Genomic DNA, 22,916 nt, shown 5'->3' on the forward strand with positions numbered 1-22,916 from the left:
TCGATGCGGTTGTTTATTGCCGAAAAACCGAGTCTGGCGCGCGCGATTGCCGATGTGCTCCCTAAGCCACATCGCAAAGGTGATGGCTTTATTGAATGCGGAAATGGGCAAGTGGTGACCTGGTGTATCGGTCACCTGCTTGAACAGGCGCAGCCAGACGCCTACGACAGTCGCTATGCACGCTGGAGTCTGGTCGACTTGCCGATTGTACCGGAAAAGTGGCAACTGCAGCCGCGTCCCTCCGTCACCAAACAGCTCAACGTCATCAAGCGCTTTCTGCATGAGGCCAGTGAAGTCATTCACGCGGGAGACCCCGATCGTGAAGGACAGCTGCTGGTCGATGAAGTGCTGGATTACCTGCAACTGGCGCCGGAAAAGCGGCATCAGGTACAACGGTGTCTGATTAACGACCTTAACCCACAGGCGGTGGAGCGGGCAATTTCTCGTCTGCGCGCCAACAGCGAGTTCATCCCGCTGTGCGTTTCGGCGCTGGCGCGAGCGCGTGCCGACTGGCTGTACGGCATTAATATGACGCGCGCCTATACCATTCTTGGGCGTAACGCGGGTTATCAAGGCGTGCTGTCCGTGGGGCGTGTGCAGACGCCGGTGCTTGGTCTGGTCGTGCGCCGTGATGAAGAGATTGAAAACTTCGTCGCCAAAGATTTCTTTGAGGTCAAAGCGCATATCGTCACACCTGCCGACGAGCGGTTTACCGCTATCTGGCAGCCGAGCGAGGCGTGTGAACCTTATCAGGATGAAGAAGGGCGCTTACTGAACCGTACGCTGGCGGAGCATGTGGTGAAACGCATCAACGGTCAGCCAGCGATAGTCACCAGCTATAACGATAAACGGGAATCAGAATCCGCACCGTTGCCGTTCTCACTGTCGGCGTTGCAGATTGAAGCCGCTAAACGCTTCGGACTGAGCGCGCAAAACGTGCTCGATATCTGCCAGAAGCTGTATGAAACCCACAAATTGATTACCTATCCGCGTTCTGATAGCCGCTATCTGCCGGAAGAACATTTTGCCGGTCGCCATGCGGTGATGAATGCGATTAGCGTGCACGCTCCGGATTTATTTCCGCAGCCTGCGGTTAATCCCGATACGCGTAATCGCTGCTGGGACGATAAAAAGGTTGATGCGCACCACGCGATTATTCCCACTGCGCGTAGTTCATCCATCAATTTGAATGACAATGAAGCCAAGGTGTACAACCTGATTGCGCGTCAGTATCTGATGCAGTTCTGCCCGGACGCGGTATTCCGCAAGTGCGTCATTGAGCTGGATATTGCGAAAGGCAAATTTGTTGCTAAAGCCCGTTTCCTGGCGGAAGCCGGGTGGCGTACGCTGCTGGGTAACAAAGAGCGCGACGAAGAAAACGACGGCACACCGTTGCCGGTGGTGGCTCGTGATGACGAACTACTGTGTGAAAAGGGCGAAGTGGTGGAACGCCAGACCCAGCCGCCGCGCCATTTTACCGACGCGACGCTGTTGTCGGCGATGACCGGGATCGCACGGTTTGTGCAGGATAAAGATCTGAAAAAGATCCTGCGCGCCACCGACGGACTGGGAACGGAGGCTACGCGTGCGGGGATTATCGAACTGCTGTTTAAGCGCGGGTTCCTGGTGAAAAAGGGCCGCTATATACACTCGACGGATCCCGGAAAGGCGCTGTTCCATTCGTTGCCAGAAATGGCAACGCGTCCGGATATGACCGCGCACTGGGAGTCGATCCTGACGCAAATCAGTGAAAAGCAGTGCCGCTATCAGGACTTTATGCAGCCGTTGGTGGACACGCTGTATCAGCTGATTGACCAGGCTAAACGTACGCCAGTACGCCGATTCCGCGGGATAACCGCGCCGGCTGGCGTGGAGAAGAAAAAGAGCGCGCCGCGAAAACGTCCGGCGAAAAAAAGCCCGCCTTCAGAGGAGGCAGGCCTGTAATGCGGTCATGACTGATGATTAAATCACACCCTGGCCCAGCATCGCGTCGGCAACTTTCACGAAGCCAGCAATGTTGGCGCCTTGCACGTAGTTGGTTTGTTTGCTTTCACCACCGTACTCGACGCAGGCGTGGTGAATATCCAGCATGATGTGGTGCAGGCGCGCATCCACTTTCTCCGCTTTCCAACCCAGACGCGCGGCGTTCTGCGCCATTTCCAGGCCTGATGTCGCCACACCACCGGCGTTGGCGGCTTTACCCGGCGCAAACAGTACGCCCGCTTCGAGGAACAGATCGGTGGCTTCGATGGTGGTCGGCATGTTTGCGCCTTCCGCCACGGCCTTGACGCCGTTGGCAATCAGCATCTGCGCAGCGTCCACATCCAGTTCGTTCTGCGTAGCGCACGGCAGGGCGATATCCACCGGCACTGACCACGGTTGCTTACCTTCCAGATAGGTCAGGCCAAACTCACGGGCGTAATCCGCCACGCGGCCATCGCGGCTGTCTTTAATGGCACACAGACGTGCCAGTTTCTCTTTCGTGAAGCCACTCTCGTCAACCACGGTACCGCTGGAGTCGGAAGCGGTCACCACACGGGCACCAAACTCCATGGCTTTCTCAATGGCGAATTGCGCCACGTTACCGGAGCCGGAAACGGCGACACGCATGCCTTCAAAGCCCAGACCATGGCGCTTAAGCATTGCTTCGGTGAAGTACACCAGGCCGTAGCCGGTCGCTTCCGGGCGGATCAGACTGCCGCCGAACGACAGACCTTTACCGGTAAAGACGCAGGCGCTGTTGTTGGAGAGTTTTTTCATCATCCCAGCCATAAAGCCGACTTCACGACCGCCCACGCCGATATCACCCGCCGGAACGTCAGTGTCTGGTCCTAAATGACGGAACAGTTCGGTCATCAGGGACTGGCAAAAACGCATCACTTCGCCTTCGCTTTTGCCTTTTGGATCGAAATCGCTCCCGCCTTTACCTCCGCCCATCGGCAGCGTGGTGAGGGCGTTTTTAAAAGTCTGCTCGAAGCCAAGGAATTTCAGGATCGACAGGTTTACCGACGGATGGAAACGCATGCCGCCTTTGTAAGGACCAATCGCCGAGCTAAACTGTACACGCCATGCGCGGTTAACCTGTACCTGATTACGATCGTCCAGCCAGACCACGCGGAACTGGATCACGCGCTCAGGTTCAACCAGACGTTCCAGCAATGACATTTGACGATAGCGCGGGTTTTGTTCGAGGAACGGCCACAGCGTCGTCATGACCTCACGAACGGCTTGCGCGAACTCGGTTTGATTCGGGTCGCGCTTTTGCACATGGTTGAGAAATGACGCCAAAGAACATGTCTGATCCATAGATATAAGAACCTCTTATGTATTGATATGGTTATATTTTTGATGTTTATGTTATGTGTTGTGCAGTTTTTGACTATAACATCAGCAGTGTGACGGGACGCAAGAAAAAATTAACCCCGCTAAGGAAATTAATATTGCGGCGTAGGTCATAACTAAAAACGATGCGGGAAGGGACTAAAGTTTCTGCCGGTTTATACCGTTATACTGAGCATAGAGGTCAGTTTAAAAGGAAAGAGTATGCGCCGTTTTATCATGGCAGGTGCGCTGGTTATGCTCTCCAGCACGGCACTGGCAAATCAGCTTTATCGCCCGGATGTGCAGGTTAATGTGCCGCCAGAAGTGTTCAGTTCCAGCGGTCAGCGGGCGCAGCCCTGTAATCAGTGCTGCGTTTATCAGGATCAAAACTATTCGGAAGGCGCGGTGATCAAGGCTGATGGCGTGCTGTTGCAATGCCAGCGCGATGAGAAAACGATCGGCACTAATCCGCTGGTCTGGCGTCGCGTAAAAGAATAAACGCCTGTAAGAGCGGGATGTCGGCAGGCGCCAGCGGATACGTCAGCGCCTCTTCAGGTAGGCACCACACCAGTTGCTGATGCTCGTGCGCGTGCAGTTCGCCTTGATAATCTGGCACATGCCATGCATGCAGATGGATAATCCGGCCTGATACTTCGCGTTGATGGCTGGCAACGTACTGCCCAACAATCGCCTCAATGCCAAGTTCTTCGTGCAGTTCACGCCTCAGCGCCTGCGGCTGGCTCTCGCCGGGCTCTACCTTACCGCCGGCAAACTCCCACATACCCGGCTGATCCGCATGCGCCGGGCGCTGAGCGAGTAATATTTTGCCATCACGTTCAAGGATAGCGGCGACCACGTCGAGGGTTTTCATCATATTCATCAAGATCTAACAGCAGAAAGTGACATACTATCGCTATCTTTGTTTTATCTAAAGTATTCAGGAGTCACCGTTGAACGATCCTCAGGCGTGGGTAAAACCGTTGACGCGTATCCCTTCCAGTTTGAAACCGCTTGTCGCGACGCAGAAAAAACATTACGGCGACGTGCTGCATCCCACGCGCTGGTGGGGGCGTATGCCGTTTCTGTTTTGGCTGGTCGCGCTGTTTGTCGGATTTCTGGAGCGTAAACGGGCGCGATTAACCCCGGTGATGCGCGCGCTGTTGATGACGCGGGTGTCGCAGGTGTGTCATTGCGCGTTCTGCGTGGATGCCAACAGCTTACGGCTGGCCGAACGCAGCGGGGCGCTGGATAAAGTGTTACAGGTGGCGAACTGGCAATCGTCTGTACTGTTTAGCGCAGAAGAGCGCGTGGCGCTGGCCTATGCGGATGCGATGACTGCCACGCCGCCGCGCCTTGATGATGCGCTGAAGACGCAAATGCAGCAGCATTTTACCGATGACACGATTACCGAAATGACCGCGCTGATTGCCTTTCAAAATCTCTCGGCACGCTTTAACGCCGCGCTGGATATTCCTTCGCAGGGATTGTGCGACAGTTTCAAAGGACGGCCACATGCTTGACCGCCATCTTCATCCGCGGTTAAAACCGCTGTTACATCAGTGCGCTCGCATGATTGATAAGCCCGGTATTTCGCCGGACGGTCTGACGCTCTTCGGTTTCGCTATTGGCGTGCTGGCCTTGCCGTTTCTGGCATTAGGCTGGTATTCGGCGGCGCTGGTCGCCATTGTGCTTAATCGTCTGTTTGATGGGTTGGACGGCGCGCTGGCGCGGCGCAGGGGACTGACCGATGCCGGCGGATTCCTCGATATTTCACTCGATTTTCTGTTTTACGCGCTGGTGCCGTTTGGCTTTATTCTGGCGGCACCCGAGCAGAATGCGCTGGCGGGCAGCTGGCTATTGTTTGCGTTTATCGGCACCGGCAGTAGTTTCCTGGCCTTTGCCGCGCTGGCGGCGAAGCATCAGATTGATAACCCCGGTTATGCGCATAAATCGTTTTATTATTTAGGTGGGTTGACCGAAGGCACCGAGACGATATTGCTGTTCGTGCTGGGCTGTCTGTTCCCTGATTATTTTGCCGTGCTGGCGTGGATATTTGGTGCGCTGTGCTGGCTGACAACGTTCACGCGGATCTGGAGCGGATACCTGACGCTGAAATCGATCCAGCGTCAGGAATAATCAGCGATTACTTGCTGGCGTCCGGGCCGCGCTCGCCGCTGGCTACCGGGTTCTTCGGATTGCTGCTCCACTCGAACCAGCCACCGTCGTACACCGAGACGTTTTTCCAGCCCATCGCACGGGCGTACATAAACGTCTCCGAGGCACGCCAGCCGGTACCGCAGTAGAAGGAAACCTGCTGATCCGGCAAGATGTTCCACTGTTTCCACATTGCGGCGATATCGTCTGCGCTGCGCATGGTGCCGTCCGGGTTATGGAAATCTTCCATATGCGTGGAGTCGCTGCCCGCATGACCCCAACGCGCCCCCGCAATTTCACCTTTTGGTTTAATGTAGCTGTAACCGCTGGTGGTGCCGACAAATTCCGGCCACGAACGAATGCTGACCAGCGACGCATCCTGACGATGCAGCAGGTCACGCGCCTGTTCCATATCCAGCATCAGCTGCGGCTGGGCAGGGATCGTCGCGCCAAAATCAGGCTCCGGTTTAACCGTCGGTGCCGTGCCGCGTTCGACCGGTAATCCTGCGTCGGACCACGTCTGCCAGCCGCCGTCGAGCAGGCGAACATCTTTCACGCCCGCGTACAGCATGATCTGTGCGACACGCGCCGCCGCATAGACATCACGGCCATACAAAATCACCGTCGTGTCATGACGAATACCGTGTTTAGCCAGCATCGCTTTGAGCTGCGCGTCGGAGACTTTGTTCCACAGCGGTTCGCTTTCGACTTCGTTGGTATCAATGTATCCGGCACCCGGAATATGACTGAGCAGATAGAGCTTCGGTGCCCCCCAGGCCGCTTCAATGACTTTCCAGTCACCGGCCGGTTTGGCGGTGACGGCTTTGCCTTGTTGCAGGTCGTGTAGCCACTGCGGATAGACCAGCTGTTCGAAGTGCGGTAGGCGCTGCAATCGCGCGGGATCCTGCAGTGCATCGCTGAGCGTGGAAAGCTGACTAAAGCCCACTTTCTGCAGACGCGCTTTAACGGCCTGCATGTCACTTTCGCTGCCATACAGCGCTACCGGTGCATCGGTTTTTAACTGATGTTGCTTAACCCAGGCGGTGAGTTGCTCGTCGTTCATGTTGTCGAGCCAGGCGGCAGACAGGTTCAGGGCGGCAGGTTCATGGCCGGAAGGGCCATTAAGCGATTGCGGCCAGCCGTTATAAAACGCACTTTGACGGGTATCGATTGCCGCGCCTTGTTGCTGCTGTAACTGGTGGAGGGTGAGCGTCTGTGCTGTTTCAGCAGCCCAGGAAGAAGCGCAAGCGAGCCCTAAAGCCAGTGCCAGCGCGGTCATTTGAGAAACACGTTTCATCGAATAGCCCGACGTTGAAAAAAAGAAGACGACATTCTGTGCCGCCAGCCCGATAAAATCATTGCGTTAACGCAGCATATCGCCACATTCACGCCCAGTTTGCCATCTGCAAAACGCGGCCCGCGGGCGGAACGTCCTGCGCGTCATGGGTAACCTGCACCACGGGAATACCCAGCTTGCGCACTTCGGCAAAGACCCACTGGCGAAACGCGTCGCGAAGCGAGGTGTCCAGTCGGCTGAAGGGTTCATCCAGCAGCAGCGCCTGTGGTTGTGCCAACAGCGCGCGCAGCAGGGCGATACGCGATCGTTGCCCGCCGGAGAGTGATGCCGGATCGCGATGATAAAACCCCGCCAGTCCGGCACGCTCAAGGGCGCGCTCGACCTCATCGCGTCTGGCCGATCCTTTCAGACTTGCGGGGAGTGCCAGCAGCAAATTTTGCCCCACGCTGAAATGGTCGAACAGCAGGGCATCCTGGAACAAAATGCCAATCTGGCGCTGCGCCGTGGGCAATGAGTCGATGCGCCGGTCGTTAAGCCACAGCTCGCCACTCGCCTGAAACGTTGGAGAAAGTGCGCCAATCATCCACGAGAACAGCGATGATTTGCCGCTGCCGGAGGGACCCATAATAGTGACAATGTCACCTTTGTTGACCTCGAAATTGGCCTCGTTGAGCAGAACGCAAAGCCCCAGATGTAGCGAAACATTTTTCACAATTAGCATTAGCGGAGTCCTTGTCGACAGCGGCCAACCCATGCGGAGAGTAATGCTGACAGTGCGAAAACCAACAGCGGCAGCAGCAGTTGCCAGAGCGCCTGTGACGCAAGCCGTGCCGCGCTGCCGCCGCTGCTCAATGCAACGGCCTCGGTGGTCAGCGTGGGAAAGCGTCCGGCCCCTAACCACAGGGTCGGCATATACTGGGCGATACTGACGGAAAATCCCACCGCGAAAGCAATCAGCGCCGGACGCAGCAGCAGCGGACATTTCACCTGCCAGAAGATGCGCTCCCGCGACCAGCCCAGCGTCTGCGCAATCAACATTAACCGCGGATCAATTCGCTGCCACGCCGGTTTGAGGATAAACAGCATCCACGGTGTGACCCACAGCAAATGTCCCCAGACAACCGTCAACAATTGACCATCCAGCTGTGAGTGTAGCGCCAGCGTATATTGTCCGGTGACCAGCGGGAGTGCAGGCAGGATAATCGGCAGCCAGACCCAACGATGTCCGCGCTGTGGTCCCCATTCCAGCCATAGCAACAGCGTGATTAATGCCAGTGCGCTGGCAATCATTCCCACTTGCAGGCTGGTGAATAACGTCTGGCTATCGATGAATGAATACTGTGCAACCAGGGCCAGAACCAGCAGGCAGAGTACGCCGCTTACGGGCACCAGTTGCGCCAGTGAGCGCCCCAGTGGATAGGATGAAAAACGCTGACGCTTCCCGCTAATCCCCGGCAGGGTACGCCGCCAGCTGCGCCAGAGCAGATAACCAACCAGCGCATACACACACAGCAGCAGTACCAGCAGCAGGCTGGCGAGCGAGCCTTTTATCTGTTGGTCGGCATCGCCCTGAGTGAGCCATTGCCAGCTCAACACCGCAAGCGTTGGCGGATTGCCCGGACCCAGCACGATCGCCACATCCACCGCCGACAATGACCATGCAGTGGCCGCCAGCATCACTTTCCCCAGTGCCGGTGCGATGGCGGGTAAGACCAACCAGTTGAGGCATTGCAGGCGGCTATATCCCAGCGAATCCAGCACGGTCACCTGCCGGGCAAGCTGCTTTTCACTGAGCAGGGCCGAGAGTACCCATAACAAAAAAGCGCTCTCTTTGACGGCTAGCGTCAAGCCCAGACCGATCCCGTAGCGGTCAGCCTGTGGGGTAAGAAAAGGCAACACGCGGTACAGCAGACCGCCTTCGGCAAACAACAACAGGACGCTGGTGGCAAACGCGACGTGCGGAATCGCCAACAGCCACGGCAGCCGGGTGCACAGCCGCGCCCAGCCCGCGCCGGGCCACATGGCGAGGATCGCCAACAGGGCAATGACCAACGCACCGAGGGTCGCCAGCGTCACGGAAACCAGCGTCGCCATCAGCGCCTGCGGCAGCTGGGGATCGGCAAACAGCGCCAGCCAATGAGTGATGGAGAGCGCAGGCGTGAAAAGCGCGATGGCGGCAGGTACCAGCGGCAAATAAATCACCGCCATGACGCCCCATATCAGCAGGATTAATGCGTACCGTAACGGCGTAGCCATTCTTGTTCCAGTACGTTTACCCAGGCAGCATGGGGTTCTGGAAGCACGGTGGGTAATCCTTTAGGGATCCGTGCCTGCAGAGCTTCACGTTGTGCCGCAGGTAATTTTTGCGGGTCGAGAACCGAAGGGTCGCCCCAGTAGGCGGGATCGGCTTTACGTAGTTGCGCCTCCGGAGAGAGCAGGAAGTTGGCGACGACTTTCGCCCCTGCGCTGGCGCTGGCGTTAGCCGGGATCGTGACAAAATGCACGTTGCCAATCATGCCTTGCGTAAAACCAAAGCTGTAGCTGTTTTTGGGCAATTCACCGCTGACCACTTTTTGTTGTGCATGCGCGGGGTTAAAGGTCAGCGACAAGCGCAGTACGCCGTTGTTCAGCAGCGTATCCATTCGTGCGGGCGTAGGCGGGAAGTCTTTACCTTCACGCCATAAAAACGGATGCAGCGTGTCAAGATACTGCCACAGCGGAGCCGTAACATCAGCGAACGTCGCGGTATCGGGCGCCATTTTCAACGCTTGTGGTTGGGTAGTAAGCGCCATCAGCAACTGCTCAAGAAATGCAGTCCCGGTAAAATCCGGGGGGCGCGGGTAGGTCACCGTACCAGGATGCGCTTTGGCAAATGCCAGCAGCGCCTGCGGGGTTTGTGGTGGCTGTTCGGTCACATCACGGTTAGCGATAAAAGTAAGCTGCGCGCCTCCCCACGGTGACTCGGCTCCCTCTGTAGGGATGGAGAAGTCTTCGCTGACAGGCTGCAGGGTATCAACGTAGCGCCAGTTGGGTAGCGTCTGCGCCCACTGCGTTTGCAGCAGGTTTGCCTCTTTCAGCGTACGGAAGTTTTCACCGTTCACCCACAGTAAATCGACAGAGCCGCCGGTTTTACGCCCGGAAGCGGCCTCTGTTTGAATACGCTTAACCGCGTCGGCAGCATCGGCCAGACGCACGATTTTCAGGTTAATGGCGTAATGTGTTTTCATCTCGCCGCTTACCCAGTCGAGATATTGGTTCACTGCGTTATCGCCTCCCCAGGCGTTGAACCACACCGTCTGGCCACGGGCGTCGTTTTTGATCTGCTGCCAGCTGTGATCTTGCGCGAAGGTCGCCAGCGGTGAAAACAGCAAACTCAGGCACAATAAGCAATAACGCATACACTCTCCAGTTGTTAAGGGGGGCCTCAGACGTGTTTTCTGTGCCGTTCAAGATAAATGCTTCTCGCCACGGAGATAACCACAGTCAGCGCAAATAATACAAATAGCCCGGTCACGAACCAGAATGCTCCTCCGGTTAACAGACTGCCGGCCCAGGAATAGACGAGTGTCGCGGGTAGCTGACCGACGCCGGTGGCGAGGAAAAAATGACGAAAGCGGATCGATGTCAGACCTGCGGCGTAACTGACCGGGTCAAAGGGAACGAAAGGTAACAGGCGACAGACCAGAATAGTGTGTTTGCCGTAGCGTGCAAAAAAGGCGTCCATGCTATTCAACACCGTTTTTCCGGTCAGCTTTTCCACCGTGCTACGACCAAAAATACGGGCGATGAAAAAGCATAGCGCCGCGCCAGCCATTGCGCTGGTCCAGGAGAGTACGCCTCCCCAGAATGCGCCGAACAATGACGCATTGGCAAAGGTGATCACAAACGCCGGAAGCGGGGCGATAATGGCTTGTAAGATCATTAAGCAAAACGATACCACCGCAGCCTGAGCACCGTATGACCGAATGAGATTTTCAATGGCGTGCTGGTCAACCGTGGCGAATGCCGCCAGGCTGTGACTGACAAAATCACTGACGCCGGGCACCCATACCCAGGCGATCGGCGCCAGCAGTAGCAGGAGAATCAGCCCGGTCCGGCAATAGCGTATGACGTGCGTTTTGTTCAGCTTCATGATTTATCGGCTAACTCACGTTGGACAGAGGGATCAATACGCTTCACGCGGGCCCAGGCTTTGGCTGCCTGTACCAGGGTAAATAAAATAATGCCAGCAATACTGAGTTTAACCACAAACGCCAGGGTGATACCGTCGCTGACGAGTTCATGCGACATGAGCGTATAGATGAACAGGCCGGGGAAGGTGGTGAGCGCAGAAATGACGGTGAATGACCAGAATGGGATGGCGGTCAGCCCATAGGCATAATTTTGAATATTGTACGGGAATAACGGCACCAGGCGGGTGAGGATCAGAAAATCGCTACCGCTTTGGGCAATGCCTTTTTCTATCGCCTGGAAGGTGGCCGTATGCCCGACATATTTCAGCAGCAGATCGCGACCCAGCCAGCGGGCAAGTAAGAACGACAGCGCCGAGGCCACGGTGGCTGCAAACAGCGATACAAGCGTCCCCACCAGCGGGCCAAACAGGATACCGCCGACGATCACCAGCATGCTGCCGGGTATCAGACACAGCGCAGCGACGATAAACAGCAGAATGTACAGCACGTAGCCGTATATGCCGCTCTGGCGGATGAGATCTTGTAAAAGGTGGAAATGGGTTATCAGGCCACTCAGGCCAGAATAATGGAGAACGCCCACCAGGACACAGAGGAGTAGCGCAACGATCAGCAGTCTGTATTCTGCTTTATGCGAACTTCTTTTTCATGGGGGTCTCCTGTAATACCGAGGGTAATAACGCGTTTCGCCAGCGAAAGTGCGCGCGAAGATATAATAAATCCCCGTTGGCAACAATGTATTACCGTGGTTTTTTTGATTTTGCTCAGGCTACATCGACTCTCCAGGCAAGGCCCGGAGAGTGGCAACGCTCAGGCGATCAGACGCGGAATTTGGCCCATACCGGCGCATGGTCGGACGGTTTTTCCATACTGCGGATCTCATAGTCGATGCCGGTTTCTTCGCAGCGCTCCGCCAGCGGGTTGCTCGCCAGCAGCAGATCGATACGCAGACCACGGTTATCGTCAAAGCCTTTTGAACGGTAATCAAACCACGAGTACTGGTCGGCGGTGTCCGGATGTGCGTGACGGAACGTGTCCACCAGACCCCATCCCATCAGTCGTTCCATCCATTCACGCTCTTCCGGCAGGAAGGAGCACTTGCCGGTACGCAGCCAGCGTTTGCGATTCTCTTCACCAATGCCGATGTCCAGATCGGTCGGGCTGATATTCATATCCCCCATGATCAGCACCGGATTGTCGCGCTTCAGTTCAGTCTCCAGATAGTTTTGCAGGTTCTGATAAAACGCGGCTTTGGCCGGGAACTTCAGCGGGTGGTCACGGCTTTCGCCCTGCGGAAAATAGCCGTTAATCACGGTGATATTCCCCAGTGGAGACGGGATTTCAGCCATGATAATACGGCGCTGTGCTTCTTCGTCATCGTTCGGGAAGCCACGACGCACCGAAATGGGCGTTTCTTTCGTCAGCAGCGCGACGCCGTAATGGCCTTTTTGACCGTGATAGAAAACGTTGTAACCCAGCTTTGCGACCTCTTCGAGAGGGAACATGTCATCGTGGACTTTTGTCTCCTGCAAGCCGATCACATCCGGTTGGTGTTTTTCGACAATGGCTGCCAGTTGATGAGGACGGGCACGCAGGCCGTTGATATTAAAAGAGACAAATTTCATAGTCGCTGCCACTTTGCAAGATGAATAGTGCAAGGATGGTAGCAGAATTTCCGCGGGCTGACTGCTTCTTGTCACCTGATTCCAACAATGATTGCTAATGGTGTTAACGATGGGGCAAAAACTGCACTGTTTTGGCGCGATACGCGTCAGAATGGGGCAATAATTTCCGAAAAATTTCGTATACGATCACAATTCCAGAATTATATTTGGCGACTGAATAGAATTGCGTTTTTTCCTCTAATTATTCACCCCGCTGGCGAACGTATTCACTTTATATGCACATATGATGAATATTGATGGTTCGTAACTTATTGATATTTCGTTGTCTCATCGTGTTTATGCATATTTTTTGCTGGCTGGCACGAACCCTGCACTCTACATTTACACCGCAAACACTATATTTATTAACATATAAATAACTTTTTATTTACCGTAGAGGTCGCTATGTCTCTGTCAGTTACGCGTGAAAATTTTGATGAATGGATGATGCCCGTATACGCACCGGCTCCTTTTGTGCCGGTTCGCGGTGAAGGCTCGCGACTGTGGGATCAGCAGGGCAAAGAGTATATCGATTTCGCGGGGGGCATTGCGGTTAACGCGCTGGGTCACGCACACCCGGCTTTGCGCGAAGCATTAAACGATCAGGCCGGTAAATTCTGGCATACCGGAAATGGCTACACTAACGAGCCGGTACTGCGGCTGGCAAAAAAACTGATTGATGCCACCTTTGCCGAGCGTGTCTTCTTCTGTAACTCCGGCGCAGAAGCCAACGAAGCGGCATTAAAACTGGCGCGTAAATATGCTCACGACCGTTTCGGCACGCAGAAAAGCGGCATCGTCGCGTTTAAAAACGCCTTCCACGGCCGCACGCTGTTTACCGTCAGCGCCGGGGGCCAGCCGGCCTATTCGCAGGATTTTGCGCCATTGCCGCCGGATATCCGCCATGCGGTGTATAACGATCTTGACTCTGCCAGCCAGCTGATTGATGACACCACCTGTGCGGTTATTGTTGAGCCGATTCAGGGTGAAGGCGGCGTGGTGCCTGCAACAAAGGCCTTTTTGCAGGGACTGCGCGAACTCTGCGATCGCCACAATGCGTTGCTGATTTTTGATGAAGTGCAGACTGGCGTGGGACGTACCGGCGAATTGTATGCCTATATGCACTACGGCGTGACGCCGGATCTGCTGACCACGGCCAAAGCGCTGGGCGGTGGGTTCCCTATCGGTGCGCTGCTGGCCACCGAACCATGCGCAAGCGTTATGACGGTGGGTACGCACGGCACCACTTACGGCGGAAACCCGCTGGCTTCTGCGGTGGCCGGAAAACTGCTGGAGATCGTTAACACGCCGGAAATCCTCACTGGCGTGAAACAGCGTCACGACTGGTTTGTGGAGCGTATTAACGCCATTAACGAACGTTTTGGATTGTTTAGTGAGGTTCGTGGACTGGGCCTGCTGATCGGCTGTGTGCTGAATGCGGAGTTTGCCGGTAAAGCGAAGCTTATCTCGCAAGAGGCGGCCAATGTCGGCGTGATGATGCTGATTGCTGGCGGTAACGTGGTGCGTTTTGCACCTGCGCTGAACGTTAGCGAAGAAGAGGTTGCCAGCGGACTGGATCGCTTTGCGCTGGCCTGCGAACGTATTAAAGCAGGAGGTTCATCATGATGGTGATCCGTCCCATTGAACGCGCCGATATTACGGCGTTGATGCAGTTGGCCAGTAAGACCGGCGGTGGGCTGACCTCGCTTCCGGCTAACGAAGCCACGCTGATGGCGCGTATTGAGCGTTCACTGCAAACCTGGCAGGGCGAACTGCCAAAAAGTGAGCAGGGCTACGTTTTTGTACTCGAGGACAGTACCACCAGTACCGTGGCCGGGATCTGCGCGATTGAAGTGGCGGTCGGGCTAAACGACCCCTGGTACAACTATCGCGTCGGGACGCTGGTCCATGCCTCGAAGGAGTTGAACGTCTATAACGCGCTGCCGACGCTGTTTCTCAGTAACGATCACACCGGCAGCAGCGAACTTTGCACCCTGTTTCTTGATCCGGACTGGCGTAAAGAGGGCAACGGCTATTTGCTGTCGAAATCGCGCTTTATGTTTATGGCGGCATTCCGCGACCGGTTTAATGAAAAAGTGGTGGCCGAGATGCGTGGCGTGATTGATGAACACGGTTACTCCCCGTTCTGGCAGAGCCTCGGCAAACGCTTCTTTTCGATGGAGTTTAGCCGTGCCGATTTTCTTTGCGGCACCGGGCAAAAAGCCTTTATTGCCGAATTGATGCCCAAGCATCCTATCTATACCCACTTCCTGTCGGATGAAGCGCAAAGCGTGATTGGCGAAGTGCATCCGCAAACGGCACCGGCGCGTGCGGTACTGGAGAAAGAAGGCTTCCGCTATCGCAACTATGTCGACATTTTCGACGGCGGACCGACGCTGGAATGCGATATCGACCGGGTGCGGGCGATTCGGAAAAGCCGGTTGGTGGAGGTGGCTGAAGGCCAGCCCGCGCCGGGCGAGTATCCGGCCTGTCTGGTGGCGAATGAAAACTACCATAACTTCCGCGTCATGCTGGTGCGCGCCGATCCGCATACCCAGCGGCTGGTGCTGACGGCAGCGCAGCTGGATGCCCTGAAGTGCCATGCGGGTGACCACGTCCGTTTCGTTCGTCTATGTGCAGAGGAGAAAACAGTATGACTTTATGGATAAACGGCGACTGGGTAACGGGCCAGGGCGAGCGTCGGGTTAAAACTAATCCGGTGGGCGGCGATGTATTGTGGCAAGGCCATGATGCAGATGCTACGCAGGTGGCGCAGGCATGCCGCGCCGCACGAGCGGCATTTGCGGGCTGGGCCAGGCAACCCTTTTCCGCGCGCCAGGCGGTGGTGGAAAAATTCGCCACATTGCTGGAGAGCAACAAAGCCGAGCTGACGACCATTATCGCCAGAGAAACCGGAAAACCACGCTGGGAAGCAGCCACCGAACTGACAGCGATGATCAATAAAATCGCCATTTCCGTAAAGGCGTACCACACGCGTACCGGAGAGCAACACAACGAATTACCCGACGGCGCGGCGACGTTACGCCATCGTCCTCACGGTGTGCTGGCGGTGTTTGGTCCGTATAACTTCCCCGGCCATCTCCCCAACGGTCATATCGTTCCGGCGCTGCTGGCGGGCAATACGCTGATTTTTAAACCCAGTGAACTGACGCCGTGGACCGGTGAAGCGGTGACTAAACTGTGGGCGCAGGCGGGACTCCCTGCGGGCGTGCTAAACCTGGTGCAGGGTGGGCGCGAAACCGGGCAGGCGCTAAGCGCGCTGGAAGATCTCGACGGTTTGCTGTTTACCGGTAGCGCCAATACGGGTTATCAACTGCACCGACAGCTCTCCGGTCAGCCGGAAAAAATCCTCGCGCTGGAGATGGGGGGCAACAACCCGTTAATTATTGAGAATCCGGAAGATATTGATGCCGCCGTGCATCTGACTATTCAGTCTGCGTTTGTCACCGCCGGGCAGCGTTGCACCTGCGCCCGCCGTCTGCTGGTAAAAAAAGGTGCGCAGGGCGATGCGTTTCTGGCGCGCCTGGTTGAGGTCAGCCAGCGTTTACTGCCCGGCAAGTGGGATGACGAGCCGCAACCGTTTATCGGCGGACTGATATCTGAGCAGGCGGCGCAACACGTCTGTGATGCCTGGCAGCGTCTTGAGGCGTTAGGTGGCCGTACGCTGCTGGCGCCGCGACGGGTAAAAGCGGGCACGTCACTGCTGGCGCCGGGCATTATCGAACTCACCGGTGTGGCCAACGTGCCGGATGAAGAGGTATTTGGTCCGCTGCTCGGCGTCTGGCGTTATGACTGTTTCGACGAGGCAATAAGCCTTGCGAACCACACCCGATTTGGCCTGTCATGCGGATTGGTCTCACCGGATCGCAATCAGTTTGACCAGCTGTTGCTGGAAGCGCGGGCGGGCATCGTTAACTGGAATAAACCGTTGACCGGGGCGGCGAGTACGGCACCGTTTGGCGGAGTGGGGGCTTCAGGAAACCATCGTGCCAGCGCGTGGTATGCCGCAGATTACTGCGCCTGGCCAATGGCGAGTCTGGAGTCACCGGCATTAACATTGCCGACGACGCTGAGCCCAGGTCTGGATTTTTCTCGTGGAGAAAAGCGATGAAAGCGCGTGAGGTCAATTTCGACGGGCTGGTGGGACTGACCCACCATTATGCGGGGCTGTCGTTTGGCAATGAGGCCTCGACCCGGCACCGTTTTCAGGTGTCGAATCCCCGTCTGGCGGCGAAGCAGGGCTTATTAAAGATGAAAGCGCTGGCAGATGCCGGGTTTCCTCAGGCGGTGATCCCGCCGCATGAACGTCCGTATATTCCGGTTCTGCGTCAGCTCGGCTTCAGCGGTAGCGATGAGCAGATCCTGGAAAAGGTGGCGCGTCAGGCGCCACACTGGCTTTCCAGCGCCAGCTCGGCCTCGCCGATGTGGGTGGCGAATGCGGCCACGGTCTGTCCTTCGGCCGATTCACTGGATGGGAAAGTGCATCTGACGGTGGCGAACCTGAACAACAAATTCCACCGTTCACTGGAAGCGCCGACTACCGAAGCGTTATTACGGGCGATATTCCGTGATGAGCATGCTTTTGCGGTCCACAGCGCGCTACCTCAGGTGGCTCTGCTGGGCGATGAAGGGGCGGCCAACCACAATCGCCTTGGTGGAGATTACGGTGCACCTGGTGTGCAGCTGTTTGTTTACGGTCGCGAGGAGGGGAATGTGTCACAGCCGAGGCGCTACCCGGCCAGACAATCGCGTGAGGCCAGCGAAGCAGTGGCGCGGCTGAACCAGGTTAATCCGCATCAACTTATCTTTGCCCAGCAAAACCCGGACGTTATCGATAGTGGCGTGTTCCATAACGACGTTATCGCGGTATCGAATCGCCAGGTGCTGTTTTGCCATGAACAGGCATTTGTCCGACAGCAGGCGCTGTTGAGCCAGCTACGCGCTCAGGTTGATGGGTTTACGGTGCTGGAAGTGCCTGCTGCGGAGGTGTCGGTGGCGGATGCGGTGGCAACGTATCTGTTTAACAGCCAGTTGTTGAGCCGTGATGATGGCTCAATGATGCTGGTTTTACCACAGGAGTGTCGTGAGCACGCGGGCGTGTGGCGCTATCTGAACGGTCTACTGGACGCGGATAATCCGCTTGACGACCTGCGAGTATTCGATCTGCGTGAAAGTATGTCGAACGGCGGCGGTCCGGCATGCCTGCGACTGAGAGTGGTGTTAACGTCACAGGAACTGCAGGCGGTGAATCCGGCGGTAATGATGAACGACACGTTGTTCAATACGCTCAATAACTGGGTTGATCGTTACTACCGGGACCGGCTTACCGCTGCAGATCTTGCTGACCCCCAGCTGTTACGTGAAGGGCGCGAAGCGCTGGATTCGCTGACGCAACTGCTCAATCTCGGCTCGGTGTATCCTTTCCAGCAGGAGCGGGCGATCTATGGATAACTTTCTGGCCCTGACCCTCGCGGGAACCTCGCCGGATATCACCCACGGTGAGGCTCATGGTTTTAACTGGCGGTGGACAGGGCACGGGATGCTGGAGCTGACGCCGGTCGCCGAGGTTGATCGTTCGCTGGTGATCTCTGCAGGTATTCATGGCAATGAAACGGCACCGGTTGAGATGCTGGATGCGCTGCTGTCCGCGCTTTTTCGTGGCGAGTTGACGCTGACATGGCGGTTGCTGGTGATTCTGGGCAATCCGCAGGCGCTGGCGGAGGGGAGGCGCTATTGCCATAGCGACATGAACCGTATGTTTGGCGGGCGCTGGCAGATATTTGTCGAGAGCGGTGAAACGCGGCGCGCCCGCGAACTTGAGCTGTGCCTGGAAGCGTTTTATTCGCGCACCAGGGAGTCCGTGCGCTGGCATCTGGATCTGCACACCGCCATTCGCGGTTCGCATCATCTGCGCTTTGGCGTACTGCCGCAGCGCAACGTGCCCTGGGACGAAGGGTTTCTATCGTGGCTGGGGGATGCGGGACTGGAGGCGCTGGTTTTCCATCAGACACCGGGCGGGACATTTACCCATTTCAGTGGCGAGCATTTCGGTGCGCTGGCCTGTACGCTGGAGCTGGGTAAGGCTCTGGCGTTCGGGCAAAACGATTTGACGCAGTTTGCTCACACGGCGGAGGCGTTGGCGGCTTTGTTGCAGGGTGAGCGTGCATCATCCACGCAAACCACGCCGCTGCGCTATCGCGTGGTGTCGCAAATCACGCGACACAGCGACGATTTTATTCTTCATATGAACAATCAGACGCTGAATTTTACCCCCTTTAACGAGGGCACATTGCTGGCGCAGGACGGCGATGCGCGTTTTGTTGTTACTCATGATGTTGAATATGTGCTGTTTCCCAACCCAAACGTGGCCTGTGGTTTACGCGCGGGGCTGATGCTGGAAAGGTTATAATCAATATCTTTCCCTCGGGTTTATCTCCGGGGGGTATTTTTTTTGTGTGCGCTTTCGTTATTACGGATTATTCCTGGTGAGTTGCTTTATTAATAATCAGGCTTCATGTATAGTCCTCCATAATCCTTTCAAAATCATCCTGTTGTAATATTTAATTTCAATTCTGCGCAATTAATTCTTTTTTTCTCCATAATTGATGAGAATTTGTTTTTTATACTTTCATTGTTTTACCGTTGCTCTGATTAATTGACGCTTCTACCGGTAAAGTTAATCTCGTCAACACGACATCCGATGAGATAAGCATCGTAAGAATGTCGTCAGAATAACTGAAAGGAAGGATAGAAATTATGCGTAAACTGACTGCTCTGTTTGTTGCCTCTACTCTGGCGCTCGGCGCTGCAAATCTGGCACACGCCGCTGATACCACAACTACCGCTCCGGCTGATGCCAAACCGATGATGCACCATAACGGCAAGTTTGGCCCGCACCACGACATGATGTTTAAAGATCTGAATCTGACTGATGCGCAGAAACAGCAGATCCGCGACATTATGAAAGGCCAGCGCGATCAGATGAAACGTCCGCCGCTGGAAGAACGCCGTGCAATGCACGATATCATCGCCAGCGACAGCTTCGACAAAGCGAAAGCTGAAGCGCAGATTGCGAAGATGGAAGAACAGCGCAAAGCTAATATGCTGGCGCATATGGAAACCCAGAACAAGATTTACAACATCCTGACGCCGGAACAGAAAAAACAGTTTAATGCCAATTTTGAGAAGCGTCTGACAGAACGCGCGGCGCAGAAAGGTAAAATGCCAGAGGCTGCTGAGTAACCGATTAGCGTCTACACTACATTATTCGCGTTGTGTCTGGGCATTGCTCAGGACGGCGCGAATCAAAACTCAAGACCGCCGGTCTTGTCCACAACACGTTTAACGAGGTGGGCAGGATCGGCGGTTTTTTCTTTCCAGCCTATTGCACCCTGCAACCGACACGCTATTCTCCTGAAGCCTGCGAAAATTCTACCTGGATCAGCGCGTTAATCTTTTTTCTTAAAACGTCCTCATCCTCGCTAAGGCAAATCAACTCTGCTGCCGATAACAATAAATGTGCAGAGTGAACTTATGGCGGCCAGGGAGCGTCATGCTGACGTACCGCGCCTTTCTGGAGGGATGATGGAATACTTTGATATCCGCAAAATGCCGGTTAATCTTTGGCGCAATGGTGCGGGTGAAACGCGAGAGATTTGTTGTTTTCCGCCAGCGACCCGCGATTTTCACTGGCGGGCAAGTATCGCGTCCATTGCCGCGAACGGTGAGTTTTCTCTTTTCCCGGGCGTAGAGCGAGTGATTACCCTGCTGGAAGGAGGCGAAGTTACTCTGGAAGGCGCCAATCCCTTCAGCCATACCCTGAAACAGCATCAACCGTTTACCTTTGCGGGCGATCAGGTAGTCAAAGCCAAACTGACAGAAGGTCAGATGTCGATGGATTTCAATATTATGACCCGTCGTGATGTCTGCCAGGCCAAAGTCAGGGTTGCGGATCGAACGTTTACCACCTTTGGTTCGCGCGGCGGTGTGGTGTTTGTGTTAAGCGGAGCCTGGCAGTTGGGCGATAAGTTACTGACGGCGGACCAGGGCGCATGCTGGCACGACGGCAAGCACACGCTGCGGTTGTTAAAAGCGGAAGGGAAGCTGTTGTTTAGTGAGATTAACTGGATGCCGGGGCATTCGCCGGATCCAGTTCAATAATGTCATAGTGACCGGACATTACCGGCCGGCAGAGAATTTTGTAACCATCATGATCGAAGCCGGCGGGCATTCGTGCCAGCGAAGCGGCTTCATCCAGCGATGAAACCGCGCCCAGCCATAGCCAGTTATTGATAATGTGATATTGGGTCATTTCTGCGCAGCTTTCTTTTAGCGCAATCGCATTGCTCCACGGCCAGCAGATCACGCGCAATCTTTCCAGTGCCGCCATCAGACGCAGGTGATGCGCCTCGGGACTTTCTTTCCCACAGCAGGCTCCGGCGCAACGTTTAAGCGCTGAGCGAAAGCAGGCGCGACCGCGACTTAGCGGTTCTAGTCCCAGTAAACCGTAGCAAAGCTGGTGCTCGTCGGCGACCGTCTGTAATGCCTGCAGCGCCGCACGCCGGTGTGCAAACAGGCCAAACAGATTCGGGGTATGTGAAAAATCCACATCGCGCGCGTAGATAACCTGGACGCGTTGATCGGTTAATTGCAGAGCACAGAGTTGGCGAGTGCGGCGCAGACGCTTATTGAATAAAGGCTGTTGTTCTTTAATTAGCCGTGCCTCCAGCAACAGGGCACCCATTTCACCCGCCGTGCAAATCCAGGTAATACGTCGGGATTGATGCAGCATGGCCGCTTCGTCTGCGTTGCGTAGATGTGCCATCACCCGGCTGCGAACATTGATGCTTTTACCGATATAAAGCGGCATGGTGTCACTTTCGCCGTGAAACAGATAAACACCGGGCGTGGCCGGAAGCGCTTGTAAAAAGGGGCGCAGTTGCTCGGGGTACTCATAAATTGCAGCTGCTTCAAAGGTAATACGAGGGGCTGATTGGCGGCGTACCACTGTTTACTCCGGATGCTGGTTATTCATCCAGTATAGCAGGCGATTGTTGATTAAAAAAGCAACATGTGTGAAGTTGTTGACGCCGGACATACGAAGCTTTGTTGCTGTCCGGCGTTATGCAAGAAGGTGGATTACGCTTTTTTCCAGAAATCGTCAAACACCGTAATGGGCGTGCGACGTTTGTGTTCCGTCTTTAAATACCAGCTTTCAATTTTCTTCGCGATAGTATCATCCAGAATTTTGCCTTCCAGATAATCATCAATGTTGTCGTACGTTACGCCTAAGGCGGCTTCATCGGGCAGAGAAGGGCGATCGTCTTCGAGGTCGGCGGTAGGCGCTTTCTTATATAAGTGCTCCGGACAGCCTAGCGCGGCCAGCAGCTGTTTCCCCTGACGCTTGTTGAGGCGGAATAGTGGGTTAATGTCGGTGCCGCCATCGCCATATTTGGTGAAAAAGCCGGTAATCGCTTCCGCAGCGTGATCGGTGCCAACCACTACGCCGCTGGTCATTCCGGCGATGCTGTACTGTGCCTTCATACGTTCACGGGCTTTTTCATTACCGCGCACAAAATCGCTCAGCTCAATACCGGCTTCACGTAATGCCTGTTCGCTGGCCAGCACCGCAGCTTTGATATTGACGGTTAACACGCGATCCGGCTGAATGAAGGTGATGGCGTCCTGGCAGTCCTGTTCATCGGCCTGCACACCGTAAGGGAGGCGCACGGCAATAAACTGCAGCGCGTCGTTCCCGGTCTCGTCGCGCAGCTCTGAAATGGCCATTTGGCATAACTTTCCGGCGAGCGTTGAATCCTGACCGCCGCTAATCCCTAATACCAGTGATTTCAGGAAAGGATAGGTTTTCAGATAGGATTTCAGAAAATCTACGCTACGGCGAATTTCTTCTTCTGCATTAATGTGCGGCTGTGCGCCAAGTGCCTGGATTATCTCTTGCTGCAGAGTCATCTAACCCCTCCGAAAAAAATAATGACAAAAAATATGATCGGTTAAAGCTAACGCGTTGACGTCCAAACGACAAGGGATGCAGCCTGATATCGCAGTATTTTGTTTTAATATACCCGTCATACTTCAAGTTGCATGTGCGTCGGGTGCACTCGTTCTCCCCAGTCACTTACTTTAGTAAGCTCCTGGGGATTCGCTCCCTTGCCACCTTCCTGCAACTCGAATTATTTAGGGTATAGATTTTTCCGAAATGGTGTGAGACTCATCTGTAAGCTTGAAAAATGTGTTGTTGTGCTCCAGGCT

Annotated in this window: 22 protein-coding genes; 11 read left to right on the top strand and 11 right to left on the bottom strand. The window is 55.3% G+C overall.

Going from position 1 to position 22,916, the window contains the following annotated elements; all coding sequences use genetic code 11:
• The first annotated feature begins 3 nt into the window (after positions 1–3).
• Positions 4–1,944, top strand: a complete 1,941-nt coding sequence (locus tag M2374_RS17965) for a DNA topoisomerase III (RefSeq protein ID WP_117342974.1) — start codon at positions 4–6, stop codon at positions 1,942–1,944.
• A gap of 18 nt (positions 1,945–1,962) precedes the next feature.
• On the opposite strand, the gene gdhA is transcribed toward M2374_RS17965, so the two are convergent.
• Entirely contained in the window at positions 1,963–3,306 is a 1,344-nt protein-coding gene (gene gdhA / locus M2374_RS17970) for an NADP-specific glutamate dehydrogenase (protein ID WP_096757292.1), read from the bottom strand.
• Between the two features lie 237 nt (positions 3,307–3,543).
• Between gdhA and M2374_RS17975 the strand changes: the two genes are divergently transcribed.
• On the top strand, positions 3,544–3,819 hold the full coding sequence (locus tag M2374_RS17975; RefSeq protein ID WP_137399333.1) for a YnjH family protein: 276 nt from the start codon (positions 3,544–3,546) through the stop codon (positions 3,817–3,819).
• Here the strand turns inward: M2374_RS17975 and M2374_RS17980 are convergent.
• The gene (locus M2374_RS17980; RefSeq protein WP_115259956.1) at positions 3,785–4,192 is read right to left on the bottom strand and encodes a pyrimidine (deoxy)nucleoside triphosphate diphosphatase; all 408 of its coding nucleotides are present in this window, start codon (positions 4,190–4,192) and stop codon (positions 3,785–3,787) included. The two genes, M2374_RS17975 and M2374_RS17980, sit on opposite strands and share 35 nt — an antisense overlap.
• Positions 4,193–4,271: 79 nt before the next feature.
• On the opposite strand from M2374_RS17980, the gene M2374_RS17985 reads away from it, so the two are divergent.
• Together M2374_RS17985 and M2374_RS17990 are read left to right on the top strand one after the other, a co-directional pair.
• Entirely contained in the window at positions 4,272–4,841 is a 570-nt protein-coding gene (locus M2374_RS17985) for a carboxymuconolactone decarboxylase family protein (protein ID WP_181688206.1), read from the top strand.
• A complete protein-coding gene (locus M2374_RS17990) occupies positions 4,834–5,457 on the top strand; it encodes a CDP-alcohol phosphatidyltransferase family protein (protein WP_096757289.1) in 624 nt (207 codons plus the stop codon). Before M2374_RS17985 ends, M2374_RS17990 begins: the two co-directional genes overlap by 8 nt.
• Before the next feature lie 7 nt (positions 5,458–5,464).
• Here M2374_RS17990 and M2374_RS17995 read toward each other — a convergent pair whose 3' ends face one another.
• The 7 genes from M2374_RS17995 to xthA all read right to left on the bottom strand — a co-directional run bounded on the left by M2374_RS17995 (position 5,465) and on the right by xthA (position 12,587).
• A complete protein-coding gene (locus M2374_RS17995; protein ID WP_153880413.1) occupies positions 5,465–6,772 on the bottom strand; it encodes a sulfurtransferase in 1,308 nt (435 codons plus the stop codon).
• Between the two features lie 88 nt (positions 6,773–6,860).
• Entirely contained in the window at positions 6,861–7,493 is a 633-nt protein-coding gene (locus tag M2374_RS18000; RefSeq protein ID WP_135912156.1) for an ATP-binding cassette domain-containing protein, read from the bottom strand.
• Positions 7,493–9,028: a thiamine ABC transporter permease gene (locus M2374_RS18005; RefSeq protein WP_135912155.1), complete on the bottom strand. Its 1,536-nt coding sequence runs from the start codon at positions 9,026–9,028 to the stop codon at positions 7,493–7,495. The genes M2374_RS18000 and M2374_RS18005 overlap by 1 nt, the downstream gene beginning before the upstream one ends.
• Positions 9,001–10,170: an ABC transporter substrate-binding protein gene (locus tag M2374_RS18010; protein ID WP_115258683.1), complete on the bottom strand. Its 1,170-nt coding sequence runs from the start codon at positions 10,168–10,170 to the stop codon at positions 9,001–9,003. The genes M2374_RS18005 and M2374_RS18010 overlap by 28 nt, the downstream gene beginning before the upstream one ends.
• A gap of 26 nt (positions 10,171–10,196) precedes the next feature.
• Positions 10,197–10,904, bottom strand: coding sequence for a TVP38/TMEM64 family protein (locus tag M2374_RS18015; RefSeq protein ID WP_135953058.1), 708 nt, complete (start codon positions 10,902–10,904; stop codon positions 10,197–10,199).
• Positions 10,901–11,545, bottom strand: coding sequence for a TVP38/TMEM64 family protein (locus M2374_RS18020; RefSeq protein ID WP_249414892.1), 645 nt, complete (start codon positions 11,543–11,545; stop codon positions 10,901–10,903). Before M2374_RS18020 ends, M2374_RS18015 begins: the two co-directional genes overlap by 4 nt.
• Positions 11,546–11,780: 235 nt before the next feature.
• Positions 11,781–12,587, bottom strand: coding sequence for an exodeoxyribonuclease III (gene xthA, locus M2374_RS18025; RefSeq protein ID WP_115258681.1), 807 nt, complete (start codon positions 12,585–12,587; stop codon positions 11,781–11,783).
• Between the two features lie 444 nt (positions 12,588–13,031).
• Here xthA and M2374_RS18030 point away from each other — a divergent pair, with 444 nt between their 5' ends.
• From M2374_RS18030 to ves, 7 genes are all read left to right on the top strand, one after another.
• The gene (locus M2374_RS18030; protein WP_181688205.1) at positions 13,032–14,252 is read left to right on the top strand and encodes an aspartate aminotransferase family protein; all 1,221 of its coding nucleotides are present in this window, start codon (positions 13,032–13,034) and stop codon (positions 14,250–14,252) included.
• Positions 14,249–15,283 (top strand): arginine N-succinyltransferase, encoded by a 1,035-nt coding sequence (gene astA / locus M2374_RS18035; protein WP_181688204.1) that lies wholly within the window; start codon positions 14,249–14,251, stop codon positions 15,281–15,283. Before M2374_RS18030 ends, astA begins: the two co-directional genes overlap by 4 nt.
• Positions 15,280–16,758 carry a succinylglutamate-semialdehyde dehydrogenase gene (astD, locus tag M2374_RS18040; RefSeq protein ID WP_181505892.1) on the top strand — a complete coding sequence of 493 codons (1,479 nt, stop codon included), beginning with the start codon at positions 15,280–15,282 and terminating at the stop codon, positions 16,756–16,758. Before astA ends, astD begins: the two co-directional genes overlap by 4 nt.
• On the top strand, positions 16,755–18,098 hold the full coding sequence (astB, locus tag M2374_RS18045) for an N-succinylarginine dihydrolase (protein WP_181688203.1): 1,344 nt from the start codon (positions 16,755–16,757) through the stop codon (positions 18,096–18,098). Before astD ends, astB begins: the two co-directional genes overlap by 4 nt.
• Entirely contained in the window at positions 18,091–19,056 is a 966-nt protein-coding gene (gene astE / locus M2374_RS18050; RefSeq protein WP_181688202.1) for a succinylglutamate desuccinylase, read from the top strand. The genes astB and astE overlap by 8 nt, the downstream gene beginning before the upstream one ends.
• 347 nt (positions 19,057–19,403) lie before the next feature.
• Positions 19,404–19,889 carry an ATP-independent periplasmic protein-refolding chaperone Spy gene (spy, locus tag M2374_RS18055; RefSeq protein ID WP_096757276.1) on the top strand — a complete coding sequence of 162 codons (486 nt, stop codon included), beginning with the start codon at positions 19,404–19,406 and terminating at the stop codon, positions 19,887–19,889.
• Between the two features lie 342 nt (positions 19,890–20,231).
• Positions 20,232–20,807 (top strand): environmental stress-induced protein Ves, encoded by a 576-nt coding sequence (gene ves / locus M2374_RS18060; RefSeq protein ID WP_115258676.1) that lies wholly within the window; start codon positions 20,232–20,234, stop codon positions 20,805–20,807.
• On the opposite strand, the gene cho is transcribed toward ves, so the two are convergent.
• Positions 20,767–21,654 carry an excinuclease Cho gene (gene cho, locus M2374_RS18065; RefSeq protein WP_181688201.1) on the bottom strand — a complete coding sequence of 296 codons (888 nt, stop codon included), beginning with the start codon at positions 21,652–21,654 and terminating at the stop codon, positions 20,767–20,769. The genes ves and cho overlap by 41 nt on opposite strands.
• Positions 21,655–21,785: 131 nt before the next feature.
• Positions 21,786–22,616 carry an ammonia-dependent NAD(+) synthetase gene (gene nadE / locus M2374_RS18070; RefSeq protein ID WP_137399324.1) on the bottom strand — a complete coding sequence of 277 codons (831 nt, stop codon included), beginning with the start codon at positions 22,614–22,616 and terminating at the stop codon, positions 21,786–21,788.
• Between the last annotated feature and the right edge of the window lie 300 nt (positions 22,617–22,916).

Source organism: Citrobacter sp. JUb117, assembly GCF_024809055.1.
Lineage (GTDB): Bacteria > Pseudomonadota > Gammaproteobacteria > Enterobacterales > Enterobacteriaceae > Citrobacter > Citrobacter gillenii.